At 63.1% G+C, this 22,027-nt stretch carries 20 protein-coding genes; 13 read left to right on the top strand and 7 right to left on the bottom strand.

Translation table 11 applies throughout. The annotated features are described in order from the left end of the window. The first annotated feature begins 5 nt into the window (after positions 1-5). The 3 genes from ssuC to F3J45_RS12805 are packed head-to-tail and all read left to right on the top strand — an operon-like array spanning position 6 to position 1,875. Positions 6-803, top strand: a complete 798-nt coding sequence (ssuC, locus tag F3J45_RS12815; RefSeq protein WP_159412850.1) for an aliphatic sulfonate ABC transporter permease SsuC — start codon at positions 6-8, stop codon at positions 801-803. After that, positions 800-1,615, top strand: a complete 816-nt coding sequence (ssuB, locus tag F3J45_RS12810) for an aliphatic sulfonates ABC transporter ATP-binding protein (protein WP_370526371.1) — start codon at positions 800-802, stop codon at positions 1,613-1,615. Before ssuC ends, ssuB begins: the two co-directional genes overlap by 4 nt. A 44-nt stretch (positions 1,616-1,659) precedes the next feature. Next, positions 1,660-1,875, top strand: coding sequence for a molybdopterin-binding protein (locus tag F3J45_RS12805; protein WP_003255829.1), 216 nt, complete (start codon positions 1,660-1,662; stop codon positions 1,873-1,875). A gap of 154 nt (positions 1,876-2,029) precedes the next feature. On the opposite strand, the gene F3J45_RS12800 is transcribed toward F3J45_RS12805, so the two are convergent. The 4 genes from F3J45_RS12800 to F3J45_RS12785 all read right to left on the bottom strand — a co-directional run bounded on the left by F3J45_RS12800 (position 2,030) and on the right by F3J45_RS12785 (position 7,095). Beyond that, positions 2,030-2,656: a TetR/AcrR family transcriptional regulator gene (locus F3J45_RS12800; RefSeq protein WP_167062734.1), complete on the bottom strand. Its 627-nt coding sequence runs from the start codon at positions 2,654-2,656 to the stop codon at positions 2,030-2,032. Beyond that, positions 2,656-4,233 carry a glutamate--cysteine ligase gene (gshA, locus tag F3J45_RS12795; RefSeq protein ID WP_205299761.1) on the bottom strand — a complete coding sequence of 526 codons (1,578 nt, stop codon included), beginning with the start codon at positions 4,231-4,233 and terminating at the stop codon, positions 2,656-2,658. Before gshA ends, F3J45_RS12800 begins: the two co-directional genes overlap by 1 nt. Before the next feature lie 154 nt (positions 4,234-4,387). Beyond that, positions 4,388-4,771 carry a PaaI family thioesterase gene (locus F3J45_RS12790; RefSeq protein WP_167062730.1) on the bottom strand — a complete coding sequence of 128 codons (384 nt, stop codon included), beginning with the start codon at positions 4,769-4,771 and terminating at the stop codon, positions 4,388-4,390. Next, positions 4,771-7,095, bottom strand: a complete 2,325-nt coding sequence (locus F3J45_RS12785; RefSeq protein WP_167062727.1) for a Tex family protein — start codon at positions 7,093-7,095, stop codon at positions 4,771-4,773. The genes F3J45_RS12790 and F3J45_RS12785 overlap by 1 nt, the downstream gene beginning before the upstream one ends. 217 nt (positions 7,096-7,312) lie before the next feature. Between F3J45_RS12785 and ompR the strand changes: the two genes are divergently transcribed. Continuing rightward, positions 7,313-8,053 (top strand): two-component system response regulator OmpR, encoded by a 741-nt coding sequence (gene ompR / locus F3J45_RS12780; protein ID WP_167062724.1) that lies wholly within the window; start codon positions 7,313-7,315, stop codon positions 8,051-8,053. A gap of 13 nt (positions 8,054-8,066) precedes the next feature. Next, a complete protein-coding gene (locus tag F3J45_RS12775; protein WP_167062721.1) occupies positions 8,067-9,380 on the top strand; it encodes an ATP-binding protein in 1,314 nt (437 codons plus the stop codon). An 83-nt stretch (positions 9,381-9,463) separates the two neighbouring features. On the opposite strand, the gene rimK is transcribed toward F3J45_RS12775, so the two are convergent. Next, positions 9,464-10,369 carry a 30S ribosomal protein S6--L-glutamate ligase gene (gene rimK / locus F3J45_RS12770; RefSeq protein WP_015268602.1) on the bottom strand — a complete coding sequence of 302 codons (906 nt, stop codon included), beginning with the start codon at positions 10,367-10,369 and terminating at the stop codon, positions 9,464-9,466. Continuing rightward, positions 10,366-10,848, bottom strand: coding sequence for an ATP-dependent zinc protease (locus F3J45_RS12765; RefSeq protein ID WP_167062718.1), 483 nt, complete (start codon positions 10,846-10,848; stop codon positions 10,366-10,368). The genes rimK and F3J45_RS12765 overlap by 4 nt, the downstream gene beginning before the upstream one ends. Positions 10,849-10,957: 109 nt before the next feature. Here F3J45_RS12765 and F3J45_RS12760 point away from each other — a divergent pair, with 109 nt between their 5' ends. After that, on the top strand, positions 10,958-11,359 hold the full coding sequence (locus tag F3J45_RS12760) for an RNA-binding S4 domain-containing protein (RefSeq protein WP_167062715.1): 402 nt from the start codon (positions 10,958-10,960) through the stop codon (positions 11,357-11,359). A gap of 25 nt (positions 11,360-11,384) precedes the next feature. Here the strand turns inward: F3J45_RS12760 and F3J45_RS12755 are convergent, their stop codons facing one another. Then, positions 11,385-12,179 (bottom strand): phosphatase PAP2 family protein, encoded by a 795-nt coding sequence (locus F3J45_RS12755; RefSeq protein ID WP_167062712.1) that lies wholly within the window; start codon positions 12,177-12,179, stop codon positions 11,385-11,387. Between the two features lie 118 nt (positions 12,180-12,297). Between F3J45_RS12755 and hslO the strand changes: the two genes are divergently transcribed. From hslO to F3J45_RS12720, 7 genes are all read left to right on the top strand, one after another. Continuing rightward, positions 12,298-13,197, top strand: a complete 900-nt coding sequence (gene hslO / locus F3J45_RS12750; protein ID WP_167062709.1) for an Hsp33 family molecular chaperone HslO — start codon at positions 12,298-12,300, stop codon at positions 13,195-13,197. Positions 13,198-13,376: 179 nt separating this feature from the next. Further along, positions 13,377-14,924, top strand: coding sequence for a phosphoenolpyruvate carboxykinase (locus F3J45_RS12745; RefSeq protein ID WP_167062705.1), 1,548 nt, complete (start codon positions 13,377-13,379; stop codon positions 14,922-14,924). A gap of 374 nt (positions 14,925-15,298) precedes the next feature. Next, on the top strand, positions 15,299-16,993 hold the full coding sequence (leuA, locus tag F3J45_RS12740) for a 2-isopropylmalate synthase (protein WP_205299785.1): 1,695 nt from the start codon (positions 15,299-15,301) through the stop codon (positions 16,991-16,993). Positions 16,994-17,005: 12 nt separating this feature from the next. Beyond that, positions 17,006-17,740 carry a helix-turn-helix transcriptional regulator gene (locus F3J45_RS12735; RefSeq protein WP_167062699.1) on the top strand — a complete coding sequence of 245 codons (735 nt, stop codon included), beginning with the start codon at positions 17,006-17,008 and terminating at the stop codon, positions 17,738-17,740. Between the two features lie 191 nt (positions 17,741-17,931). Then, the gene (locus tag F3J45_RS12730; protein ID WP_205300496.1) at positions 17,932-19,365 is read left to right on the top strand and encodes an efflux transporter outer membrane subunit; all 1,434 of its coding nucleotides are present in this window, start codon (positions 17,932-17,934) and stop codon (positions 19,363-19,365) included. Then, complete coding sequence (locus F3J45_RS12725) at positions 19,362-20,516, top strand: HlyD family secretion protein (RefSeq protein WP_167062695.1); 1,155 nt, start codon at positions 19,362-19,364, stop codon at positions 20,514-20,516. The genes F3J45_RS12730 and F3J45_RS12725 overlap by 4 nt, the downstream gene beginning before the upstream one ends. Then, on the top strand, positions 20,509-22,023 hold the full coding sequence (locus F3J45_RS12720; protein WP_167062692.1) for a DHA2 family efflux MFS transporter permease subunit: 1,515 nt from the start codon (positions 20,509-20,511) through the stop codon (positions 22,021-22,023). The genes F3J45_RS12725 and F3J45_RS12720 overlap by 8 nt, the downstream gene beginning before the upstream one ends. Positions 22,024-22,027 lie beyond the last annotated feature (4 nt).

The following is a 22,027-nucleotide window of genomic DNA, read 5'->3' as shown; positions in this document are numbered from 1 at the left end:
GGAGCATGAGTCGTGCAACTTCCACAACCCTGAGCCAGCGCCTGGCGCCCTGGGCGCTGCCGGTCCTGCTGCTGGCCGCCTGGCAACTGGCGGTCAGCGCCGGCTGGCTGTCGACGCGCATCCTGCCGGCACCCAGCGCGGTGGTCAGCGCCGGTGTCGAGCTGGTGCGCAGCGGCGAGATCTGGACCCACCTGGCCATCAGTGGCTGGCGCGCCGGGCTGGGCTTCGTCATTGGCGGCAGCATCGGCCTGGTACTGGGCTTTATCACCGGCCTGTCGAACTGGGGCGAACGCCTGCTCGACAGCTCGGTGCAGATGATTCGCAACGTGCCGCACCTGGCGCTGATTCCGCTGGTGATCCTGTGGTTCGGTATCGACGAGTCGGCGAAGATTTTCCTGGTCGCCCTTGGCACGCTGTTCCCGATCTACCTGAACACCTACCACGGCATCCGTAACGTCGACCCGGCGCTGGTGGAAATGGCCCGCAGCTATGGCCTGTCCGGCTTCGGCCTGTTCCGCCAGGTGATCCTGCCTGGGGCACTGCCGTCGATCCTGGTGGGCGTGCGCTTTGCCCTGGGCTTCATGTGGCTGACCCTGATCGTCGCTGAAACCATCTCGGCCAATGCCGGCATCGGTTACCTGGCAATGAACGCCCGTGAGTTCCTGCAAACCGACGTGGTGGTGTTGGCCATCGTCCTGTACGCCGTGCTCGGCAAGCTTGCCGACCTGGCAGCCCGCGGCCTGGAACGGGTGTGGCTGCGCTGGCACCCGGCTTACCAGGTTGCCAAGAAGGAGGGCGCATGATGACCGTGCTCAAGGAACAACCCCCGCGCCTGTTGCGTGGCATTCCACTGGCCAGCAACGGCCTGCGCAAGGCCTTTGGCCAGCGCGAAGTGCTCAAGGGCATCGACCTGCACATTCCGGCTGGTCAGTTCGTCGCCATCGTTGGCCGCAGCGGCTGTGGCAAGAGCACCTTGCTGCGCCTGCTGGCCGGGCTCGACCAGCCCACCGCCGGTGAATTGCTGGCCGGCGCCGCACCGCTGGCCGATGCCCGCGAGGAAACCCGGTTGATGTTCCAGGACGCGCGCCTGCTGCCCTGGAAGAAGGTCATCGACAACGTTGGCCTGGGCCTGCGTGGTGACTGGCAGCAACGGGCGCTGGATGCCCTGGAGGCGGTAGGCCTGGCCGACCGCGCCAACGAATGGCCGGCGGCGTTGTCCGGTGGCCAGAAGCAGCGTGTGGCCCTGGCCCGTGCACTGATCCACCAGCCGCGCTTGTTGCTGCTGGACGAACCGCTGGGCGCGCTGGATGCGCTGACCCGCATCGAGATGCAGCAACTGATCGAACGCCTGTGGCGTCAGCATGGCTTCACCGTGCTGCTGGTGACCCACGACGTCAACGAGGCGGTAGCCGTCGCTGACCGGGTGATCCTGATCGAGGACGGCGAAGTTGGCCTGGACCTCAACGTCGACCTGGCCCGGCCCAGGGCGCGTGGTTCGCACCGCCTGGCCGCGCTGGAAAGCGAAGTGCTCAACCGTGTGCTGTCGGTACCGGGCATCGCGCCCGAACCGGACCCTGTAGCCCCTTTGCCCACGCAGCTGCGTTGGGCGCACTGAATCACTCACTTACCCGACTGAAGCCATAGAAAAGGAAACAAGCCATGACCATCAAAGCGATCAACGTGCGCAACCAGTTCAAAGGCACCGTGAAGGAAATCCTCGAAGGGCCAGTGCTGTCGGAAATCGACGTGCAGACGGCCTCCGGCATCGTCACCTCGGTGATTACCACCCGCTCGGTACGCGAGCTGGAACTGCAGGTGGGCAGCGAGGTGATTGCCTTTGTGAAATCGACTGAAGTGTCTATTGCCAAGCTGTGATTGGCACCGCTGCGCGGCCCTACGGGTGTAGGAGCGAGCATAGCTCGCGATGGGGCGCGCAGCGGCCCCAGGGTTTCAGCTTCGCGGCTGATCACGCCGGGGCTGCTTTGCAGCCCATTCGCGAGCTGCGCTCGCTCCTACAGTGAAGGGCCGCTCAGCGCTTGGCCAGAAACGGCGGCAAATAAAGCCCCAGGTACGCCTCGAACACCCGCTTGCCTTCCTCGGCCATGCGCGGTGTGATCGCCTCGTGCAACTGCACCGAGCGCGCATACACCCGGTCGCTCAATTCCATCGCCAGGGCGAACACGTCCACGTCGGCCGGCATCACCGGCAGGTGGAAGTGCTGGTCGAACAGCTTGTGCATCAGCACGCCCAGCTCCATGTCGTGCTGGCGGTCGGCTTGCACCACTTCGCTCAGCCCGTGCTGAGCCAGAATCAGCTGCCGTGCGGCAGCGTCTTCATTGTAGATATCCAGCATGCGTTGCTCGATCACGCGCGACAGCGCGTGCCAGCTGGCAAACCCACTGCTGTCGATCGGCGCGCCCAAAGCTTCGCGAAACGCCCGGTGCACATCCGCGGTCAACGCCTCCAGCAAGGCCGGCACGCTGGCGAAGAAGTGATACACCGACGATGGCGGAATCTGCGCCCGCTCGGCCACGCTGTAGATCGACAGCGCCGCCACCCCCTGGCCCGCCAACAGCTCGCGGGCCGCGGCCAGGATCGCGTCGATCCTGGCCTGGCTGCTGGCCCGTGGCCGGCGCGGGGAGGCAGTGCGGTTCATCAGTTGCTGATCGCCAGGATACTGGCCTGGTAGGCACCGACGAACAGGTCGAAGTCGCCGACTTCTTCCTGCTCAAGCTGCGACTGCTTGGCCAGCGACTCGCGGGCGAGGGTTTCGAAATGCTGTTGCTGCTCGGCGGACAACGGCTGTTCGCGGAACGTCTCGGCGTGCAGGCGGCTCTGGCGCAGGGAGAACTGGATAAAGCTCTCGTCGTGCTCGGTCATGCGTGCCAGTACCTGGGCCGACGGGGTCAGCGACGGGTCATCGACCTTGGCCTGCTGGGTCGCCAGGGCCTTGGCATGCTCTTCGCCGCCCTGGGCGCGGTCGAGCAGTTCAGCCAACTGGCCAATGCGGCCGATCAGTTCGCTGGCCCATTCGCCCAGGCCCACTGGCTGGCCGTCGCGGTGCAGTTGCAGGCCCGGACGGCGGCCTTCCTTGACCACGGTGAGGAAGTTGCTGGTGCACTGGCCGCATTCGCCGTTGTCCAGCTGCGGGCTGTCTTCCAGGGCGCAGAACAGCAGGAAGGCGTCGAGGAAGCGCGCCTCGGTCAGGTCGATGCCCACCGGCAGGAACGGGTTGATGTCCAGGCAGCGCACTTCCACGTACTGCACGCCGCGCGACGTCAGGGCCTGGATTGGCCGCTCGCCGGTGTAGGTGACGCGCTTGGGGCGGATGTTCGAGTAGTACTCGTTCTCGATCTGCAGGATGTTGGTGTTCAGCTGCACCCACTCGCCGTCCACGTGCGTACCCACCTCGACATAGGGCGGGTAGGGCGTGCCCACCGCCTTGCGCAGGCTGTCGGTGTAGCTGGCGAGGTTGTTGTAGCACGGCGTCAGGCCGGCCTGGGCATTGCTCTGGTAGCCCAGGTCGCTCATGCGCAGGCTGGTGGCGTAGGGCAGGTAGAGGGTTTCGCCGTCGAGCTCTTCGAGCTGGTGCGGGCGGCCACGCAAAAAGCCTTTGTCCAGGGCCGGCGAGGCACCGAACAGGTACATCAGCAGCCAGCTGTAGCGGCGGAAGTTGCGAATCAGCGCAATGTACGCCGACGACTGGTAGTCGCGGTCGCTTTCCTGGCTGCCTTCGGCTTCGCGCAGCAGCGGCCACAGCGCTTCGGGCAGCGAGAAGTTGTAATGGATGCCGGCAATGCACTGCATGGTGCGGCCGTAACGCAGGGCCAGGCCCTTGCGGTACACATGCTTGAGCTTGCCGATGTTCGAACTGCCGTACTCGGCGATCGGGATGTCTTCCTCGGCCGGCAGCGCACAAGGCATCGACGGGCTCCACAGGTATTCGCCAGCCAGCTTGCCGTAGACGAAGCGGTGGGTCTGTTCGAGGCTTTCGAGCACCTTGGCCGGGTCTGCCAGGGCTGGGGTGATGAACTCCAGCAGCGACTCGGAATAATCGGTGGTGATTTGCTCGTTGGTCAGCGCCGACCCCAAGGCCTCGGGGTGTGGCGTCTGCGCCAGGCGACCTTCATCGGTTACGCGCAGGCATTCGCGCTCAATACCGTGCAGGCACTGCTTGAGCAGGGGGAGATTGGCGCCGAGCAGGCTCAGGCGGCGGTTGAGGAGGTCGCTCAAGATGTATTCCTTCACGCGTCAGTCGCCCCAATATGGGGGTAGAGATGACGGTCTACAAGGGTAGGAAGAAAGGAACTGGCGTTGTCGCCTGGTTTACGCGGTTCCGGCAGTGCCAGCGCACTGCCGAAAAATACCGCAGATACCCCTTGGTGAGCTAGAGAACCGCGAAGGTTCCTTGCGCTTTGGCCACCAGTTTGTCGCCTTGGACTACGTCGGCGTCGACCACCAGGGTGCGGCGCCCGGCGTGCAGCACACGCGCCGTGCACAGCACCTCGCCGTCACTGACGGCGCGCAGGTAGTTGATCTTGCATTCGATGGTCACGCTCTGCTGGTCGAAGCCATGGCTGGCCGAGCAGGCCAGGCCCATGGCGATGTCCACCAGGCTGAAGATCGCCCCGCCGTGCAGCTTCTGGCCACGGTTGCGCAGCTGCGGCTCAAGCGCCAGGGCCACCTCGGCAACGCCGGTATCCAGGCGTTGCACGCGGCAGCCCAGCAGCTGGCTGTAGGCGCTCTGGACCAAGTCCTTGGGAATTTCCATCACTTCTTCTTCAGCTGCTTGGCGTTGGCGAACAGGGCGGCCATGGCGTTGTTGGCCGGGGCTGCGGTGGCGGTTTCACGCGGGCGCGGCGCCTGCTGCTGGCGGTTGCCGCCGTTGCCACGGTTGCCGCCGCGGTTGCCTTCGACTTTCTCGCCCGGGGTGTCGCTCATGCGCATGGACAGGCCGACACGCTTGCGCGGGATGTCCACTTCCATGACCTTGACCTTCACCACGTCACCGGCCTTCACCGCTTCGCGTGGGTCCTTGACGAACTTCTCCGACAGCGCCGAGATGTGCACCAGGCCGTCCTGATGCACGCCGATGTCGACGAAGGCGCCGAAGTTGGTCACGTTGGTGACCACGCCTTCGAGAATCATGCCTGGCTCCAGGTCCTTGAGGTCTTCGACGCCCTCCTGGAAGGTGGCGGTCTTGAACTCCGGGCGCGGGTCGCGGCCGGGCTTGTCCAGTTCCTGGAGAATGTCGGTGACGGTTGGCAGGCCGAAGGTTTCGTCGGTGAACTTCTTCGGGTCCAGGCGCTTGAGGAAGCCGCTATCGCCGATCAGCGAGCGGATGTCACGCTCGGTGCCAGCGGCAATGCGCTGCACCAGCGGATAGGCCTCAGGGTGCACGGCGGAGGCATCGAGCGGGTTGTCGCCATTCATCACGCGCAGGAAGCCGGCGGCCTGCTCGAAGGTTTTCTCGCCCAGGCGGCTGACCTTTTTCAGCGCCGCACGGGTGGCGAACGGGCCATTGGCGTCGCGGTGGGCAACGATGTTCTGCGCCAGGGTGGCGTTGAGGCCGGAGATGCGCGTCAGCAGTGCCACGGACGCGGTGTTGACGTCGACGCCCACGGCGTTCACGCAGTCCTCGACCACGGCATCCAGGCCACGGGCCAGCTTGATCTGCGACACGTCATGCTGGTACTGGCCGACACCGATGGATTTCGGGTCGATCTTCACCAGTTCCGCCAGCGGGTCCTGCAGGCGGCGGGCGATGGACACGGCGCCACGGATCGACACGTCGAGGTCGGGGAATTCCCGGGCCGCCAGCTCGGAGGCGGAGTACACCGAGGCGCCGGCCTCGGACACCATGATCTTGGTGATTTTCAGGGCTGGGTACTTTTTCACCAGCTCGGCCACCAGCTTGTCGCTTTCACGGCTGGCGGTGCCGTTGCCGATGGCGATCAGCTCCACCGAGTGCTTGGCGCACAGCGCGGCCATGATGGAAATCGTGCGGTCCCAGTCGTTTTTCGGCGCGTGCGGGTAGACCGTGGTGTAGTCCAGCAGCTTGCCGGTGGCATCGACCACGGCGATCTTGCAGCCGGTGCGCAGGCCCGGGTCGAAGCCCAGGGTCGCGCGCGGGCCCGCCGGGGCGGCCAGCAGCAGGTCGTGCAGGTTGTGCGCGAAGACGTTGATCGCCTCGCCTTCGGCGTTGTCGCGCAGCTCGCCGAACAGGTCGGTTTCCAGGTGGGTGTAGAGCTTGACCTTCCAGGTCCAGCGCACCACCTCGCCCAGCCATTTGTCGGCCGGGCGGCTGCGGTTTTCGATGCCGACATGGTTGCCGATCATCAGCTCGCAGGGGTGCAGGGTGCCTGGCAGTTCTTCACCCACCTTCAGCGATGCGCTCAGCACGCCTTCGTTGCGCCCGCGGAAAATGGCCAGGGCGCGGTGCGACGGGGCGCTGCGCAGCAGTTCGTCATGGGCGAAGTAGTCGCGGAACTTAGCGCCTTCCTCTTCCTTGCCGGCCACCACGCGGGCGCTGAGCACCGCTTCCTGCTTGAGGAAGCCGCGCAGCTTGTCGAGCAGGGCGGCGTCTTCGGCGAAGCGCTCCATGAGGATGTACTTGGCGCCTTCCAGGGCGGCCTTGACGTCGGCCACGCCTTTTTCGGCGTCGACGAAGCGCGCCGCTTCGCTTTCCGGGGCCAGGTTCGGGTCGTTGAACAGGCCGTCGGCCAGTGCGCCAAGGCCGGCTTCCAGGGCGATCTGGCCCTTGGTGCGGCGCTTTTGCTTGTACGGCAGGTAAAGGTCTTCGAGGCGGGTCTTGGTGTCGGCCAGCTTGATCTCGCGGGCCAGTTCCGGGGTCAGCTTGCCCTGTTCCTCGATACTGGAAAGGATGCTGGCGCGGCGTTCGTCGAGTTCGCGCAGGTAACGCAGGCGCTCTTCCAGGTGGCGCAGCTGGGTGTCGTCGAGGCTACCGGTGACTTCCTTGCGGTAACGGGCGATGAAGGGCACGGTCGAGCCTTCGTCCAACAGGCCTACGGTCGCCTCGACCTGCTGGGGGCGTACGCCCAGTTCCTCGGCGATTCGGCTGTTGATGCTGTCCATGAGTACCACCTGACATGTCTGAATACGGGGGTCGCCGGCCGGCCGTTCGCCTGCTGGCGCTGGATGAAAGCGGCGCATTATACCCATCGTGAACCGCTTGCGGTGATGGCGCCCGGCCAGCCGGAAGTGGCGCCCGGGGAAAAATCTGCTAACAATGCTCACGGCACGCGCGGCATTGGCTACGCCATAATGCGCGGCGATATCAGAGGAGTTATTCATGACCGGCACCGCAAACACCGCAGAAGGTGACAAGATTCTCATCGTCGACGACGATCCGGGGCTCAGCAGCCTGCTGGAGCGTTTCTTCGCCAGCAAGGGCTACCGCGCCCGCGCGGTGCCCAACACCGAACAGATGGACCGCCTGCTGCAGCGCGAAGTGTTCAACCTGGTGGTGCTCGACCTGATGCTGCCCGGCGAAGACGGCCTGTCCGCCTGCCGCCGCCTGCGCCAGTCGAACAACCAGATCCCGATCATCATGCTGACCGCCAAGGGCGACGAGCTGAGCCGCATCAAGGGCCTGGAGCTGGGCGCCGACGATTACCTGGGCAAGCCGTTCAACCCCGACGAGCTGATGGCGCGGGTCAAGGCCGTGCTGCGCCGCCAGGCGCCGAGCGTGCCGGGCGCGCCGGGCAGCGAAGACGAAACGGTCACCTTCGGTGATTACGAGCTGTCGCTGGCCACCCGCGAACTCAAGCGTGGCAATGAAGTGCACATGCTGACCACCGGCGAGTTCGCCGTGCTCAAGGCGCTGGTGATGCACGCCCGCGAGCCGCTGACCCGCGACAAGCTGATGAACCTGGCCCGTGGCCGCGAGTGGGATGCACTGGAGCGCTCCATCGACGTGCAGGTGTCGCGCCTGCGCCGCATGATCGAACCGGACCCGTCCAAGCCGCGCTACATTCAGACGGTATGGGGCGTGGGCTACGTGTTCGTGCCAGACGGAAACGCCGGCAAATGATGCTTCGCCGTCGATGAAAACACCGCTGTGGTTCCCGCAAAGTTTCTTTGCCCGCACCCTGTGGCTGGTGCTGATCGTTGTCCTGTTCTCCAAGGCACTGACCCTGGTCTACCTGCTGATGAACGAGGACGTGCTGGTCGATCGGCAGTACAGCCACGGCGTGGCACTGACCCTGCGTGCCTATTGGGCGGCGGATGAAGAAAACCGTGACAAGATCGCCGAGGCGGCAGGGCTGATCCGCGTCACCGGTTCCGGCGTGCCGGAGGGGGAGCAGCACTGGCCGTACAGTGAGATCTACCAGCGCCAGATGCAGGCCGAGCTGGGTGAGAACACCGAGGTGCGCCTGCGCATCCATGCGCCACCGGCGCTGTGGGTCAATGCCCCGAGCCTTGGCCCTGGCTGGTTGAAGGTGCCGCTGTACCCGCACCCGCTGCGTGGGCAGAAAATCTGGAACGTGCTGGGCTGGTTCCTGGCCATCGGCCTGTTGTCCACGGCGTCGGCGTGGATTTTCGTGCGCCAGCTGAACCAACCGCTCAAACGCCTGGTGTTCGCCGCCCGGCAAGTGGGCCAGGGGCGCAGCGTGCGCCTGCCGATCAGCGATACGCCCAGCGAGATGGCCGAGGTGTACCGCTCGTTCAACCAGATGGCCGAGGACGTCGAGCAGGCTGGGCGCGAGCGCGAGCTGATGCTTGCGGGGGTTTCCCATGACCTGCGCACGCCGCTCACCCGGCTGCGGCTGTCGTTGTCGTTGCTCGACAGCGACAGTGAGCTGAGCGACGACATGGTGCGCGACATCGAGGACATGGACGCGATTCTCGACCAGTTCCTGGCGTTCATCCGCGATGGCCGGGACGAGCCGGTGGAGGAGATCGATTTCGCCGAGCTGGTGCGCGAAGTGGTGGCGCCGTACAACCAGCCGGAAGAACGGGTGCGCCTGTGCCTGGAGCCGATTCCGCCGTTCCCGCTGCGCCGGGTGTCGCTCAAGCGCATGCTGGGCAACCTGATTGGCAATGCCCTGCACCATGCGGGCAAAGGCGTGGAGGTTGCGGCCTATGTGTCTGGCGACGAGAGCGCGCCCTACGTGGTGCTCAGCGTGCTCGACCGCGGCGCTGGGATCGACGAGTCGGAGCTGGAAACCATCTTCAACCCGTTCATCCGCGGTGACCGTGCCCGGGGTGGCAAGGGGACTGGGCTTGGGTTGGCGATCGTCAAGCGCATTGCTGCGCAGCATGGCGGCATCGTGGAATTGCGCAACCGTTCCGGTGGCGGGATCGAGGCGCGGGTCAAGTTGCCGTTGGGGTTGTTGCTGCCGCGTAATGCGGTGTGAGGTTTTGAGCCTTATCGCGAGCTGCGCTCGCTCCTACAGGGCCGTGAAGGCTTGGTAGGAGCGAGTGCAGCTCGCGATGCATTTCAGCCCTTGCCCTTGGTCCGGGTCTGATTCGGCCCGCCATTTTTCTCCAGGTGCTCGATAATCATGCCGGCCACGTTCTTGCCGGTGGTCACCTCGATGCCCTCCAGCCCAGGCGAGGAGTTCACCTCCATCACCAAGGGCCCATGGTTGGAGCGCAGGATATCCACACCCGCCACGCTCAAGCCCATCACCTTGGCCGCACGAATGGCTGTCATGCGCTCCTCGGGGGTGATCTTGATCAGGCTGGCCACGCCGCCTCGGTGCAGGTTGGAGCGAAACTCCCCAGGCTTGGCCTGGCGTTTCATCGAGGCAATCACCTTGTCGCCGACGACGAAGCAGCGAATGTCCGCGCCGCCGGCTTCCTTGATGTACTCCTGCACCATGATGTTCTGCTTCAACCCCATGAACGCCTCGATCACCGACTCGGCGGCCTTGGTGGTTTCGCACAGCACCACACCGATGCCCTGGGTGCCTTCGAGCACCTTGATCACCAGTGGGGCGCCATTGACCATCTGGATCAGGTCGGGGATGTCGTCCGGTGAGTGGGCAAAGCCGGTGATCGGCAGGCCGATGCCGCGCCGCGACAGCAATTGCAGCGAGCGCAGCTTGTCGCGCGAGCGGGCGATGGCCACCGACTCGTTGAGCGGGTACACGCCCATCATCTCGAACTGGCGCAGCACCGCGCAGCCATAGAAGGTGACCGAGGCGCCGATGCGCGGGATCACCGCATCGAAGCCTTCCAGCGGTTTGCCGCGGTAGTGGATCTGCGGCTTGTGGCTGGCAATGTTCATGTAGGCACGCAAGGTGTCGATCACCACCATTTCGTGGCCCCGCTGGGTGCCGGCTTCGACCAGGCGGCGGGTGGAATACAGACGCGGATTACGCGACAGCACAGCGATCTTCATGCAGCACCTGTGACAGGAGATAGGGTGGCCGGATAGGCCGGTTTGTCTTGTACGTACTTCACGCCAGGGTTCACCACCAGCTGGCCCTGGATCAGCGCCTTGGAGCCCAGCAGCAGGCGGTAGCGCATGTTCTTGCGGCAGGCGAGGGTGAACTCGACCTCCCACACGGCATCGCCCAGGGCCAGCGACGTGCGGATCACGTAGCGGGTCTGCGCGTGGCCATTGGAGCTTTTGATGGTTTTCATGGTGACCAGCGGCGCTTCGCAGCGGCGGTGGCGCAACTGCACCACTGACCCCAGGTGCGCGGTGAACCGCACCCAGGGCTGGCCGTCGCGCTCGAACGGTTCCACCTCGGTGGCATGCAGGCTGGAGGTGCTGGCGCCGGTGTCGATCTTGGCGCGCAGGCCCGCCACGCCGAGGTCGGGCAGGGCTACCCACTCACGCAGGCCAATCACTGTCAGATGGTCAAATTTCTTCACGAAGCACACCCTGCGGATAAGGTGGTGAACTGTAAGCACGACGGGGACTTTTTGCATCCGTTAGTGAAGGTAGTACAGTTCGATGAAAGACAGAATTCGAGGAAACGCCATGGCACAAAAAGCCGAGGACGACGACAAGGTACGCCTGGACAAGTGGCTGTGGGCGGCGCGCTTCTACAAGACCCGCGCTTTGGCCAAGGCCGCCATCGAGAGTGGCAAGGTGCATTGCCGGGGCGAGCGCTGCAAGCCGGGCAAGGAGCCGCGGGTGGGCGATGAATTCGTGCTGCGCACCGGGTTCGACGAGCGCACCGTGGTGGTCAGGGCATTATCGGTGGTGCGGCGTGGGGCGCCAGAGGCGCAGACGTTGTATGAGGAAACCGAGGACAGCGTGCGCCGCCGCGAACAGGCGGCCGAGTTGCGCAAGGCGGGGGCGATGGGGGTAACGACCGATGGTCGGCCGACCAAGAAGCAGCGGCGGCAGATTCACCTGCTGCATGGGAGTTTTGAGTGATGAGGGCCGCCTTGCGGCCCCAAGTTCACCGAATGACGGCCAACCGCCGAACCACCGGCACCTTGCGGGCAATCGCAAACAACGGCGCCGTCCAGCGCAGCAGCAGGGCACTGCCCTTGGCCGCAAGCGGCGTATGGCAGCTCCAGCCCAATGCCAGCACCGCCATCAGCAAGCCACCGATATAGTCATCCTGCCCCCAGTGCGCACCGGCCACCAGCCGCGGCATCATGAACAGGAAGGCCAGTGCCCAGGTCACCAGGTGCTGCACCAGGCGGCGGCTGAACAGGCTCATGAACAGCGCCCAGATCAGCAGCACCGAGGCGTGGTCGCCCGGGAAACTGTTGCTGGAGCGGTCCTTGAGTTCCCAGGCTTTTTCCAGGTTCGGGTAGTAGCTGCTCAGGTGCACCACGTTGTCGAACACCATCGATGGGCTGTCATGTTGCCAACCCATTGCATCCACCCACTTGGAAAACAGTGCGCGAATCACCACTAATAGAATCAGCGTGACGAGAAAGCCGAAGAAGGCCTCGCGAACCTGGTTGGCCTTGAACACCCAGTTGCCGCGGATCAGCACGGTCAGCAGGATCAGGCCGACGACGATATCGAAGGGGCGCAGGCTGCCAACGGTCCAGATGTAGCGCCAGGCGGTGTTGTCAGCCAGGGGCGCATTGAGGCTGTGGAACAGCCATTCGTCGAAAGTCAGGCACAGGATCTGGCCAATAGGCCATAACCAGAAACACAGTAGAGCGATGGGTAGCAGCGTACAGGCTGCCAGTGGCCCCCAAGACCACCTTGCTTGGAACAGTGGTCGATTGTCCATAAAATACCTCTATTGCAAACAGATATCGGAGCACCTTGTGGGTGCTCTACCAGGGGATTTCGCCGTTCTGGATATCCCTTGTAACCATTTTGTCATCATTTTCAGATAGCCAAAACCTATGAGCGATTTGCCTGATACCGATTTCACCCAACGTTTCATCTTCGACGAGCGCGATGTGCGCGGCGAGTGGGTGTCGCTCGATGACAGCTACGCCGCGGTACTGGCGCGTCACCCTTACCCGCAGCCGGTGCAGACCTTGCTCGGCGAGCTGATGGCCGCCACGGCCTTGCTGGTGGGCGCGCTGAAGTTCGACGGCCTGCTGATTCTGCAGGCGCGCTCGGCAGGGCCGATTCCACTGCTGATGGTCGAATGCTCGGGCGAGCGCGATATCCGCGGCATGGCCCGCTACGAAGCCGACCAGATCCAGGCCGATGCCACCCTGGGGCAACTGATGCCCGACGGCCACCTGACCCTGACCATCGACCCGGTCAAGGGCCAGCGCTACCAGGGCACCGTCGACCTGGATGGTGCCAACCTGTCGGAATGCTTCACCAACTACTTCGTCCAGTCGCAGCAGCTGAACACCCGTTTCTGGCTCAACGCCGCCGAGGGCAAGGCCCGTGGCCTGCTGCTGCAGCAGTTGCCACGCGATCGCCAGCCTGACGATGAAGAACGCGAAGACAGCTGGCAGCACGTGATCGCCCTGGCCAAGACCCTCAAGCCCGAGGAGTGGGCCGAAGGCAACGAAACCCTGCTGCACCGCCTGTACCATGAGGATGCCGTGCGCCTGTTCGACATCCAGCCGCTGCGCTTCAACTGCAGCTGCTCGCGGGAGCGTTCCGGCAATGCGCTGGTCAGCCTGGGCGAGCACGACGCCAAGGCGCTGGTGGAAGAATGCGGTGGCAAGGTGGAGATCGATTGCCAGTTCTGCAACGAGCGCTATTTCTTCGATGCCAGCGATGTGGCGCAACTGTTTGCCGGTGGTGGCACGGAAGCGGCGTCAGAAACTCGCCACTGAAACGTTTAAGTTCAGGTGAATCTCCTGTCGAATTGCGCAAAAGCGCAGTTCTGACAGGAGGGGCCTACTTTTTTTGGGCGTTTCTGGCATAATCCGGCCACTTTTTTCGCTGTAGTAGTTTTTTCGAGACAACTACAAAACGTTTGGAGCACTCGGCCTCGGGCCGGATGGGGTATCTCATGACGCAAGCCAACAACACCGTGTACACCGACCTGAGCGTCGATAAGCTGGTTGAAGAAGCGCTGCAACGCGGTGAAGGCGTGCTGGCCGATACTGGCGCACTGGTAGTCGAAACTGGCCACCGTACTGGCCGCTCGCCGGCTGACCGTTTCATCGTCGAAGAACCTTCCACCCAGGCTGCCATTGCCTGGGGCCCGATCAACCGCAAGTTCCCGGCTGACAAGTTCGATGCCCTGTGGGCGCGCGTCGAGGCGTTCAACAACGCCCAGGATCACTTCGTTTCCTACGTTCACGTAGGGGCTGCAGCCGAGCACTACCTGCCGGTGAAGATGACCACCCAGACCGCCTGGCAGAACCTGTTCGGCCGTTGCCTGTTCATCAACCCGGAGCAAGGCCAGTTCAACCCGGCCGGTCGCGACCAGTGGCAGATCCTCAACGTCGCCAACTTCGTTTGCGAGCCTGAGCGTGACGGCACCAACTCCGATGGCTGCGTGATCATCAACTTCGCCCAGAAGAAAGTGCTGATCGCTGGCATGCGCTACGCCGGCGAAATGAAGAAAGCCATGTTCTCGGTGCAGAACTTCCTGCTGCCGGCTGCCGACGTGCTGCCAATGCACTGCGCTGCCAACATCGGCGAAGAGGGCGATGTGACCCTGTTCTTCGGCCTGTCCGGCACTGGCAAGACCACCCTGTCGGCCGACGAAAGCCGTTACCTGATCGGTGACGACGAGCACGGCTGGGGCGAAGGCGTTGTCTTCAACATGGAAGGCGGCTGCTACGCCAAGTGCATCGACCTGTCCGAGAAGAACGAGCCGGTCATCTGGAAAGCCATCAAGCATGGCGCCGTGCTGGAGAACGTCGTGCTCGACGCCAACAAGCACGCCGACTACGCCGATGTCAGCCTGACCCAGAACAGCCGCGCCGCCTACCCGCTGGAGCACGTTGCCAAGCGCGCCGAAGCCAACCTGGGTGGTGAGCCGAACGCAGTCATCTTCCTGACCTGCGACCTGACCGGTGTTCTGCCTCCGGTTTCGATCCTGAACAACGAGCAGGCGGCCTACCACTTCCTGTCCGGCTACACCGCGCTGGTCGGTTCCACCGAAATGGGTTCGGGCGGCGGCATCAAGTCGACCTTCTCCACCTGCTTCGGCGCGCCGTTCTTCCCGCGCCCAGCTGGCGAGTACGCCGAGCTGCTGATCAAGCGCATCAATGCCTTTGGCTCGAAAGTCTACCTGGTCAACACCGGCTGGACCGGTGGTGGCTACGGCGTTGGCAAGCGCTTCAGCATCCCAACCACCCGTGGCGTGATCGCCGCCATCCAGAGCGGTGCTCTGGTCGGCGCCGAAACCGAGCACCTGGACATCATCAACCTGGACGTGCCGAAGGTCGTTCCAGGCGTTGAGACCGAACTGCTCAACCCACGCGCTACCTGGGCTGACAAAGCTGCCTACGATGCTGCAGCCCAAGGCCTGGCCAAGCTGTTCATCGAAAACTTCAAGAAGTTCGAAGTTTCCGACGCCATCAAGGCCGCCGGCCCGCAGCTGTAAGCTGACTCAGCCGCAACCATAAGCTGCCTCGCCATACCGCTAGGCAGCGCTGCCAGCACTGGCCCAAATACCCCTCTCCGAGGGGTATTTTTTTGCGCCTCGGGTGGCCATCCAGTGATTTGCCATCAACTCCTCATGAACATCGTCTTTCGTTGCTATGCAGATAGCCCGTGAATATTTTTCGGCTGTTCAGCAATTAATAACCAATAAATTAAAAAAACGCGCAATTCTAAAAAACCTGTTCGCCGTCGTTGCGAAAAAACGCAATACAACCCAAGCCCTTCCAACTTAAATTGGATCCAATTCGTGATTTAGAGGTCGTCTCGGTGGGCGGCCAGTACGATCAGTGACAGGCAAAGGAGAACGCCGCCATGATGCTGAAGGATCCCTCTACCAAATATCGCCATTTCAATGTGGTGGATCTGCCGGACCGCACCTGGCCTGGCAACGTGCAAAAAGCAGCACCGACCTGGTGCAGCGTTGATATGCGTGACGGTAACCAGGCGTTGATAGAACCCATGAACGCCGAGCGCAAGCGTCGCTTCTTCGACCTTTTGGTCAAGGTAGGCTTCAAGGAGATCGAGGTAGGCTTCCCGGCAGCATCGCAGACTGATTTCGACTACGTGCGCGAGTTGATTGAAAGCGGTGCGATTCCCGACGATGTGACCATTCAGGTAATGACCCAGGCGCGTACTCACCTGATCGAGCGCACCTTCGAAGCCCTCAAGGGCGCGCCGCGGGCGATCGTGCACGTCTACAACGCCACCGCGCCCGTTTTCCGCGAGGTCGTATTCGGTGTCGACCGCGCTGGCTGTATCGACATTGCCACCCAGGCCACCCGCGAGATCAAGGCGCTGATGCAGGCCAACCCGCAAACCCAGTGGACCTACCAGTATTCGCCGGAAACGTTCTGTTTTACCGAGCTGGATTTCGGCCTGGAAATCTGCGATGCGGTCATCGCCGAGTTTCAGCCAACACCGTCCAACAAGATGATCCTCAACTTGCCCACGACCGTGGAGGTATCCACCGCCAATGTGTTCGCCGACCAGATCGAATGGTTTTGCAGGCATGTGAGCCAGCGCGACAGCGTGGTCATCAGCGTGCACCCACATAATGACCGCGGCACTGGCGTATCCACTGCGGAGCAGGCTTGCCTGGCAGGTGCCGAACGGGTCGAAGGGACCTTGTTCGGCAATGGCGAGCGTACTGGCAACGTCGACATCCTGACCTTGGCGATGAACCTGTATACCAGCGGTATCAGCCCTGAACTGGACTTCTCTGACATCATCCACGTTCAGCGTGAGGTTGAATATTGCAACCAGTTGCCCACTCATCCCCGCCATCCGTATGCCGGTGAGTTGGTGTTCACCGCCTTTTCCGGTTCCCATCAGGACGCCATCAAGAAGGGCTTCGCGCGCCGCCGCGACAACCCTGAGGGATACTGGGAAATCCCCTATCTGCCGATCGACCCAGCCGATATGGGGCGCAGTTACGAGGCTGTGATCCGGGTCAACAGCCAGTCCGGCAAGGGCGGAGTCGCCTATCTGCTGGAGCAGCAGGGCATCGTGCTGCCGCGTCGCCTGCAGATGGAGTTCAGCGGCCTGGTACAGCGTGTAGCAGATACTGCTGGCCAGGAAGTGACCAGCGACATGATTCTGTCCTGTTTCACCGAGAACTACCTGTTGCAAGGCAGGCCCTACACATTGACCCAGCCCATGCTCACCAGTGATGACGCCAGCTCCTACGTGAATGCGCAGCTGGTCTTCGACGGTGGCCGCCTGCCCTTGAGCGGTGAAGGTAACGGGCCGCTGGCTGCATTGGTCAACGCCTTCTGCGCGCTTGGCCTGAATTTCGACATCGCAGACTACCATGAGCATGCGGTGCGCGATGGCGCCCAGGCAGAAGCGATTGCGTACGTGGAAATCCGCGTCAACGGCCAGCTGCTTTTCGGTGTTGGCAGGGACAGCAGCATTCTCCAGGCTTCGCTGCAGGCATTGGTCAGCGCCGTGTGCAGGGCTACTCGCCAGGGCCTGCTCAAGCCATTGGGCAATGCTGTCGTCACGGCCTGAGGCGATATCAGCATGGAAGCCTTAGGAATGGACTACGGGCACGGTGAGGTGGTGGCCAGCCACTGCCACAGCGATGATCAACTGATCTACGCCTCCAGGGGGGTGATGCGTGTTTGCAGCGATGATGGTAGCTGGGTGATTCCCAGCGGGCACGCGCTATGGGTGCCCGCAGGGGTCAGCCACGAGATTCGCATGGAAGGTGATGTATCCATGCGGACCTTGCTGCTCAGCTCACGGGTGGATCACTGCCAGGTAATCGTGGTTTCCGGGTTGTTGCGCGAGCTGATTCTGGCAGCCTCGTGCATGCTCGGGCAGCGCGATGAGTTGCTGGGTGAGCATGTCCGTGCGCTGATCCAGCGCGAACTGGAAGCAGCAGAGCGGATCAATGCTTATGTACCGGTACCTCGGCATGCGAGGCTGCGTGCCTGGTGCGAACGCTTCTTCGACGACCCCGCCCAGGACTTGACGCTGGAGCAGTGTGGCGAGCAACTGAACATGAGCTCCCGTAGCGTGGCCAGGCTGTTTCAGCGAGAGGTGGGTATGTCGTATGGCGAGTGGCGTGCGCGTACGCGGATGATGCTTAGCCAGCGTTGCCTGGCTGATGGCATGCCGATCATCAACGTCGCGCTGGAGCATGGCTACCAGAGTGCCAGTGCGTTTGCCGCCGTGTTCAAGCGCATCCTGGGCTACACGCCCAGTGACTGGCAGGTCAGTATCCAGGAGGCTGCCGCGCCACGTGCGCATTGACGGCGGGTGCCAGGCGAACCGGATGCAACGTCCGGTTCGCTGCCTGGCAAGATTGTCTCGTTTGCGCGTACGGTTGTCCTGCTCACGGCAGAAGCGCCACCCCCTCCCTCGCTAATCTGGCAACACTCTCCCAATTGTGACGCCATGTGATGCCAGTATCGCGTTCATTCCCGTTTCCCCTTTGCGTGTGCATGTTTGCCCTCCTGTCGGCCTGTACTGCGCATGACTCGCGCACCCCGGCCGAGGCGTCGTTGCAGGCCGATGCACTGGCTGGCCGCTCCTCTGGGGTGAGCAGGCAAGCCTTGCCTGAAGGCTGGTGGATGCTTTACCACGACCCCCAGCTCAACGAGTGGGTGCAGCGGGCGCTGGCGCACAACCAGGACCTGGCCCAAGCGCAAGCCAACGTAAGAGCAATGTTGGCCGGTATCGATGAGTTCGATGCACAGCGCTGGCCTTCCACCTCCACCCGTTTCGCCGCGACCTACGGCAAGAGCGCCGACGACCAGACGTTGGCGCAAGCAACCGACAGCCATGCGCCGTCCCAGTGGACATTCAATCCAGGCATTGAACTGGCCTACCAGGTGGATGTGTGGGGGCAGGTACGCAACACGATCGAGCGCGCCAAGGCACAGGCTGACGCGTCACGTGATGCCTTGGGGCAGGTGCGCCTGGAGGTTGTGGCGCAGGCCAGCCGCGCCTATATCGACCAGTGTGTCTATGGTGCCCGTTTGCAGGAAGCCGAGCGCTCCTTGCTGACGCTGGACAGAAGCCTGCAGCTGAGCGAAAGGCAGCGCCAGGGCGGTATTGCCACTGAGCTCGATAGCGAGCGCCTGCTGAGCCTGCGCGAGCAGGTCAAGGCCGGTTTGCCGATGCTCGAAGCGCGCCGGCGCATGGCGTTGTACGAACTGGCCATGCTCAGTGGCCAGAACCCCGCACGCGTTGCTGTTGATACCGCCGCTTGCCGGACAATCCCCTCGCTTGATGCGCCGCTGCCCGGCGGCGATGGCTGGCACTTGCTCGAACGTCGCCCGGACGTGCGCAAAGCGGAGCGCGAGCTTCAGGCTGCGGCGCTGGAGGTGGCCATCGTGAAGGCCGATCTGTATCCGAAGGTGAGCTTCGGTGCCTCGCTGACGTCCTCCGACCATCACCTGTCGAACCTGGGTGACAGCCGCGCGGTGATGTTCGCCATCGGGCCCCTGATCCAATGGGAGTTTCCCAACCTCAAGGCCAACCAGGCGAGGGTGAGCAAGGCGCAAGCCTTGCATGAGGGTGCCGTCGCCCGCTACCGAGGTATGGCGCTGGCGGCGCTGAAGGATGTTCGCAAGGCCTTGGCCCGCTACGACGGTGAACGTCAACGGCTTCTTGCTCTGCAGGGGGCTCTGGCGCACAGCCAGCGCGGCTTTGACCTGGCTTCGGTGAATTACCGGGCCGGTACCCTCGATGCCTTGCAGTTGCTCGACGCAGAACGCGACCTGATCAGCGTTCGCGACCGCCATGTTCAGGCTTTGGGTGGGCTTGCTGGCGCACAAATCGATTTGTTCCGGGCCTTGGGTGGAGGCTGGCAACAGACCGCCCCCCCCACCACGGCCCAAGGGTTAGCTGCCGATACTGGAAAACAACCATGAATGTTGCCGTTGATGAACCGGTTCTCGCCAACGACGGGCGCCAGGATGATGCTGTTTCTCGCAAACAGGCCAGGCGCAGGCTGGCGTTGTACGGCGGGGCTGGTGTGGTGCTGGTCGGGGTGCTGGTATTTGGCGGTTACTGGTACAGCGTCGGGCGCTATCTGCAAAGCACCGATGACGCCTATGTGCGCGCTGACTGGGTGACTTCGAGTTCACGTGTGGCAGGTTTCGTCGCCAAGGTCGAGGTGGATGATGATCAACCCGTCAAGGCAGGCGATGTGCTGGTGCGCCTGCAGGATCGTGACTACCGCGCGCGGTACGAACAGGCCAAGGCCGATGTCGCTGAAGCTCATGCCGCCTTCACCGCTGCCCAGGCACTTGCCCAGGTGGCAGGGGAGCGTATCGCGCAACAGCAACAGGCGATCGTGCAGGCAGAGTCGGTGTTGCAAAGCACCGATGCCGAACGCCGCCGCACCACGCTGGACGTCAAACGCTACAAAGGCCTGGTGCGTGACAGTGCGGCCACCCTGCAACGCCTGGAGCAAGCCAACGCCAGCGCGGTGCAGGCTGGGGCAGCCTGGCAGGGCGCCCAGGCACAACTGCGCGAGCGCCGTTCCCAGTTGGCGATGGCCAAGGCCCAGGCAGCCTATGCCGATGCTCAAGTCGAACAGCGCCGGGCCGGCCAGGCCAGTGCCCAGGCCCGGCTGGTGCTGGCTGAACAGGATGTACAGGACACACTGATTCGAGCCCCGATCGACGGCGTCGTCGGCCAGCGTCGGGTACGTGCTGGCCAGCATGTGGTGGCCGGGCAGCCACTGCTGGCTGTAGTGCCGTTGCAGCAGACCTATATCGTGGCCAACTACAAGGAAACCCAGTTGACCCACATGCACCCCGGCCAGCCAGTGCGGATCAACGTCGACAGTTATTCGGACCGGCAGTTGCTGGGGCGGGTGGCCAGCGTCTCACCCGCTTCGGGCAATGTATTCGCGCTGCTGCCTTCGGACAATGCGACCGGCAACTTCACCAAGATCGTCCAACGCTTTCCCGTACGGATCCTGCTGGAGCAGCCGATGAGCGGGCAGCCGATTCTACCGGGCATGTCGGTGGTAACCACTGTTGACACGCGGCCGACGGAGTCAGCGGATGAATAGCGAGCAACCTGTCACGCTGCGTGCCTGGGTAGCTGTGCTGGGCGGATTGTTCGGCTGCTTCATGGCCGGCATGAATGTGCACGTGACCAGTGCGGCGCTCCCGGAAATCCGCGGCTCCCTCGGTGCGAGCTTTGAGGAAGGCTCTTGGATATCCACCGCTTACCTGGTCGCCGAGATCGTCATGATTCCATTGACGGCCTGGCTGGTCGAAGTCTTTTCCATGCGGCGGGTCATGTGGACGGGCTCGTTCATATTCCTGCTGGCCTCGATCGCTTGCTCCTGGGCGCCCAACCTTGAGGCGATGATCATCATCCGAGTCATCCAGGGGGCAGCTGGCGCCGTACTTATCCCCTTGTCATTCCAGTTGATCATCACTGAATTACCGGCCAGCAAGATGGCCATGGGGATGGCGCTGTTCAGCCTGGCGAACAGTGTGGCACAGGCGGCAGGGCCATCGATCGGTGGCTGGCTTACGGACGCCTATTCCTGGCGCTGGATCTTCTACCTGCAACTGGCACCCGGTATCGCCCTGTTGGCCGCCATTGCCTGGTCGATCGAAGCCAGGCCCATGAAGCTCGAACTCTTGCGGCATGGTGACTGGGTGGGTATTGCGGCCATGGTAGTGGGGCTGGGAGGGCTGCAGATTGTCTTGGAGGAGGGGGGGCGTCTGGACTGGTTCGGTTCGCGCTTCATTCTGGCGATGGCAATCGTGGCGGCCATCGCCCTGGTGGTGTTCGTGGGCACGCAGCTCTATGGCAAGCGCGCATTCATCAACCTGCGGCTGCTCGGGCATTACAATTTCGGCGTTGCCAGCGTTGCCATGTTCATCTTCGGGGCAGCGACCTTCGGCCTGGTGTTCCTGGTTCCCAACTACTTGTCCCAGTTGCAGGGTTTCAGCGCGAGCGATGTCGGTGTGGCGCTGATTGCCTACGGTGTGGTGCAACTGGTATTGGCACCGCTGATGCCACGCCTGATGGCTTGGACCAGTGCCAAGTTCATGGTGGCCAGCGGTTTTCTGATCATGGCACTGGGCTGCTGGCTGGGCGCGGGCCTGACCGCGGACAGCGCGGACAACGTCATTATTCCATCGACGGTGGTGCGTGGTATTGGCCAGCCCTTCATCATGGTGGCGCTTTCGGTGCTGGCAGTGGCCGGTTTGGACAAGCGTGAGGCGGGTTCGGCTTCTGCGGTCTTCTCCATGTTGCGCAACCTGGGCGGCGCTATCGGTACTGCGGCGCTCACGCAGGTGGTGGCCATGCGTGAACGTTTTCACAGCGAACGCATACATGAGCATGTATCGGTGTTTTCACCTGGGCTGCAGGAGCGGCTCGGACAGACCGTGCAGACGTGGCTGCCGGCGCAGCAACAAATACTCGAAGGGCTGGTGAACACGGTCCGTCGCGAAGCCTATTTGATGGCTTACAGCGATGCTTTTTATGTTTCTTGTCTGGCGCTGACGGGGTGTGCGGTGGCGGCCCTGATATTGAGAAAACAACGCGCTGGTTAATCTT

The sequence above is a fragment of the Pantoea sp. Ap-967 genome (genome assembly GCF_011752565.1).
Taxonomy (GTDB): domain Bacteria; phylum Pseudomonadota; class Gammaproteobacteria; order Pseudomonadales; family Pseudomonadaceae; genus Aquipseudomonas.
The sequence above is the reverse complement of the archived record's forward strand: the minus strand, read 5'-3'. Positions and strand labels throughout refer to the sequence as shown.

What these genes read in the sequence shown, in the direction of transcription:
- hslO (WP_167062709.1), top strand. Translation starts at nt 12,298, where the DNA reads ATGAGCGATTTGCCTGATACCGATTTCACCCAACGTTTCATCTTCGAC.
- F3J45_RS12760 (WP_167062715.1), top strand. Translation starts at nt 10,958, where the DNA reads ATGGCACAAAAAGCCGAGGACGACGACAAGGTACGCCTGGACAAGTGG.
- F3J45_RS12730 (WP_205300496.1), top strand. Translation starts at nt 17,932, where the DNA reads ATGTTTGCCCTCCTGTCGGCCTGTACTGCGCATGACTCGCGCACCCCG.
- ssuB (WP_370526371.1), top strand. Translation starts at nt 800, where the DNA reads ATGATGACCGTGCTCAAGGAACAACCCCCGCGCCTGTTGCGTGGCATT.
- F3J45_RS12725 (WP_167062695.1), top strand. Translation starts at nt 19,362, where the DNA reads ATGAATGTTGCCGTTGATGAACCGGTTCTCGCCAACGACGGGCGCCAG.
- F3J45_RS12735 (WP_167062699.1), top strand. Translation starts at nt 17,006, where the DNA reads ATGGAAGCCTTAGGAATGGACTACGGGCACGGTGAGGTGGTGGCCAGC.
- F3J45_RS12775 (WP_167062721.1), top strand. Translation starts at nt 8,067, where the DNA reads ATGAAAACACCGCTGTGGTTCCCGCAAAGTTTCTTTGCCCGCACCCTG.
- ompR (WP_167062724.1), top strand. Translation starts at nt 7,313, where the DNA reads ATGACCGGCACCGCAAACACCGCAGAAGGTGACAAGATTCTCATCGTC.
- F3J45_RS12720 (WP_167062692.1), top strand. Translation starts at nt 20,509, where the DNA reads ATGAATAGCGAGCAACCTGTCACGCTGCGTGCCTGGGTAGCTGTGCTG.
- F3J45_RS12805 (WP_003255829.1), top strand. Translation starts at nt 1,660, where the DNA reads ATGACCATCAAAGCGATCAACGTGCGCAACCAGTTCAAAGGCACCGTG.
- ssuC (WP_159412850.1), top strand. Translation starts at nt 6, where the DNA reads ATGAGTCGTGCAACTTCCACAACCCTGAGCCAGCGCCTGGCGCCCTGG.
- rimK (WP_015268602.1), bottom strand. Translation starts at nt 10,369, where the DNA reads ATGAAGATCGCTGTGCTGTCGCGTAATCCGCGTCTGTATTCCACCCGC.
- F3J45_RS12790 (WP_167062730.1), bottom strand. Translation starts at nt 4,771, where the DNA reads ATGGAAATTCCCAAGGACTTGGTCCAGAGCGCCTACAGCCAGCTGCTG.
- F3J45_RS12785 (WP_167062727.1), bottom strand. Translation starts at nt 7,095, where the DNA reads ATGGACAGCATCAACAGCCGAATCGCCGAGGAACTGGGCGTACGCCCC.
- leuA (WP_205299785.1), top strand. Translation starts at nt 15,299, where the DNA reads ATGCTGAAGGATCCCTCTACCAAATATCGCCATTTCAATGTGGTGGAT.
- F3J45_RS12800 (WP_167062734.1), bottom strand. Translation starts at nt 2,656, where the DNA reads ATGAACCGCACTGCCTCCCCGCGCCGGCCACGGGCCAGCAGCCAGGCC.
- F3J45_RS12755 (WP_167062712.1), bottom strand. Translation starts at nt 12,179, where the DNA reads ATGGACAATCGACCACTGTTCCAAGCAAGGTGGTCTTGGGGGCCACTG.
- F3J45_RS12745 (WP_167062705.1), top strand. Translation starts at nt 13,377, where the DNA reads ATGACGCAAGCCAACAACACCGTGTACACCGACCTGAGCGTCGATAAG.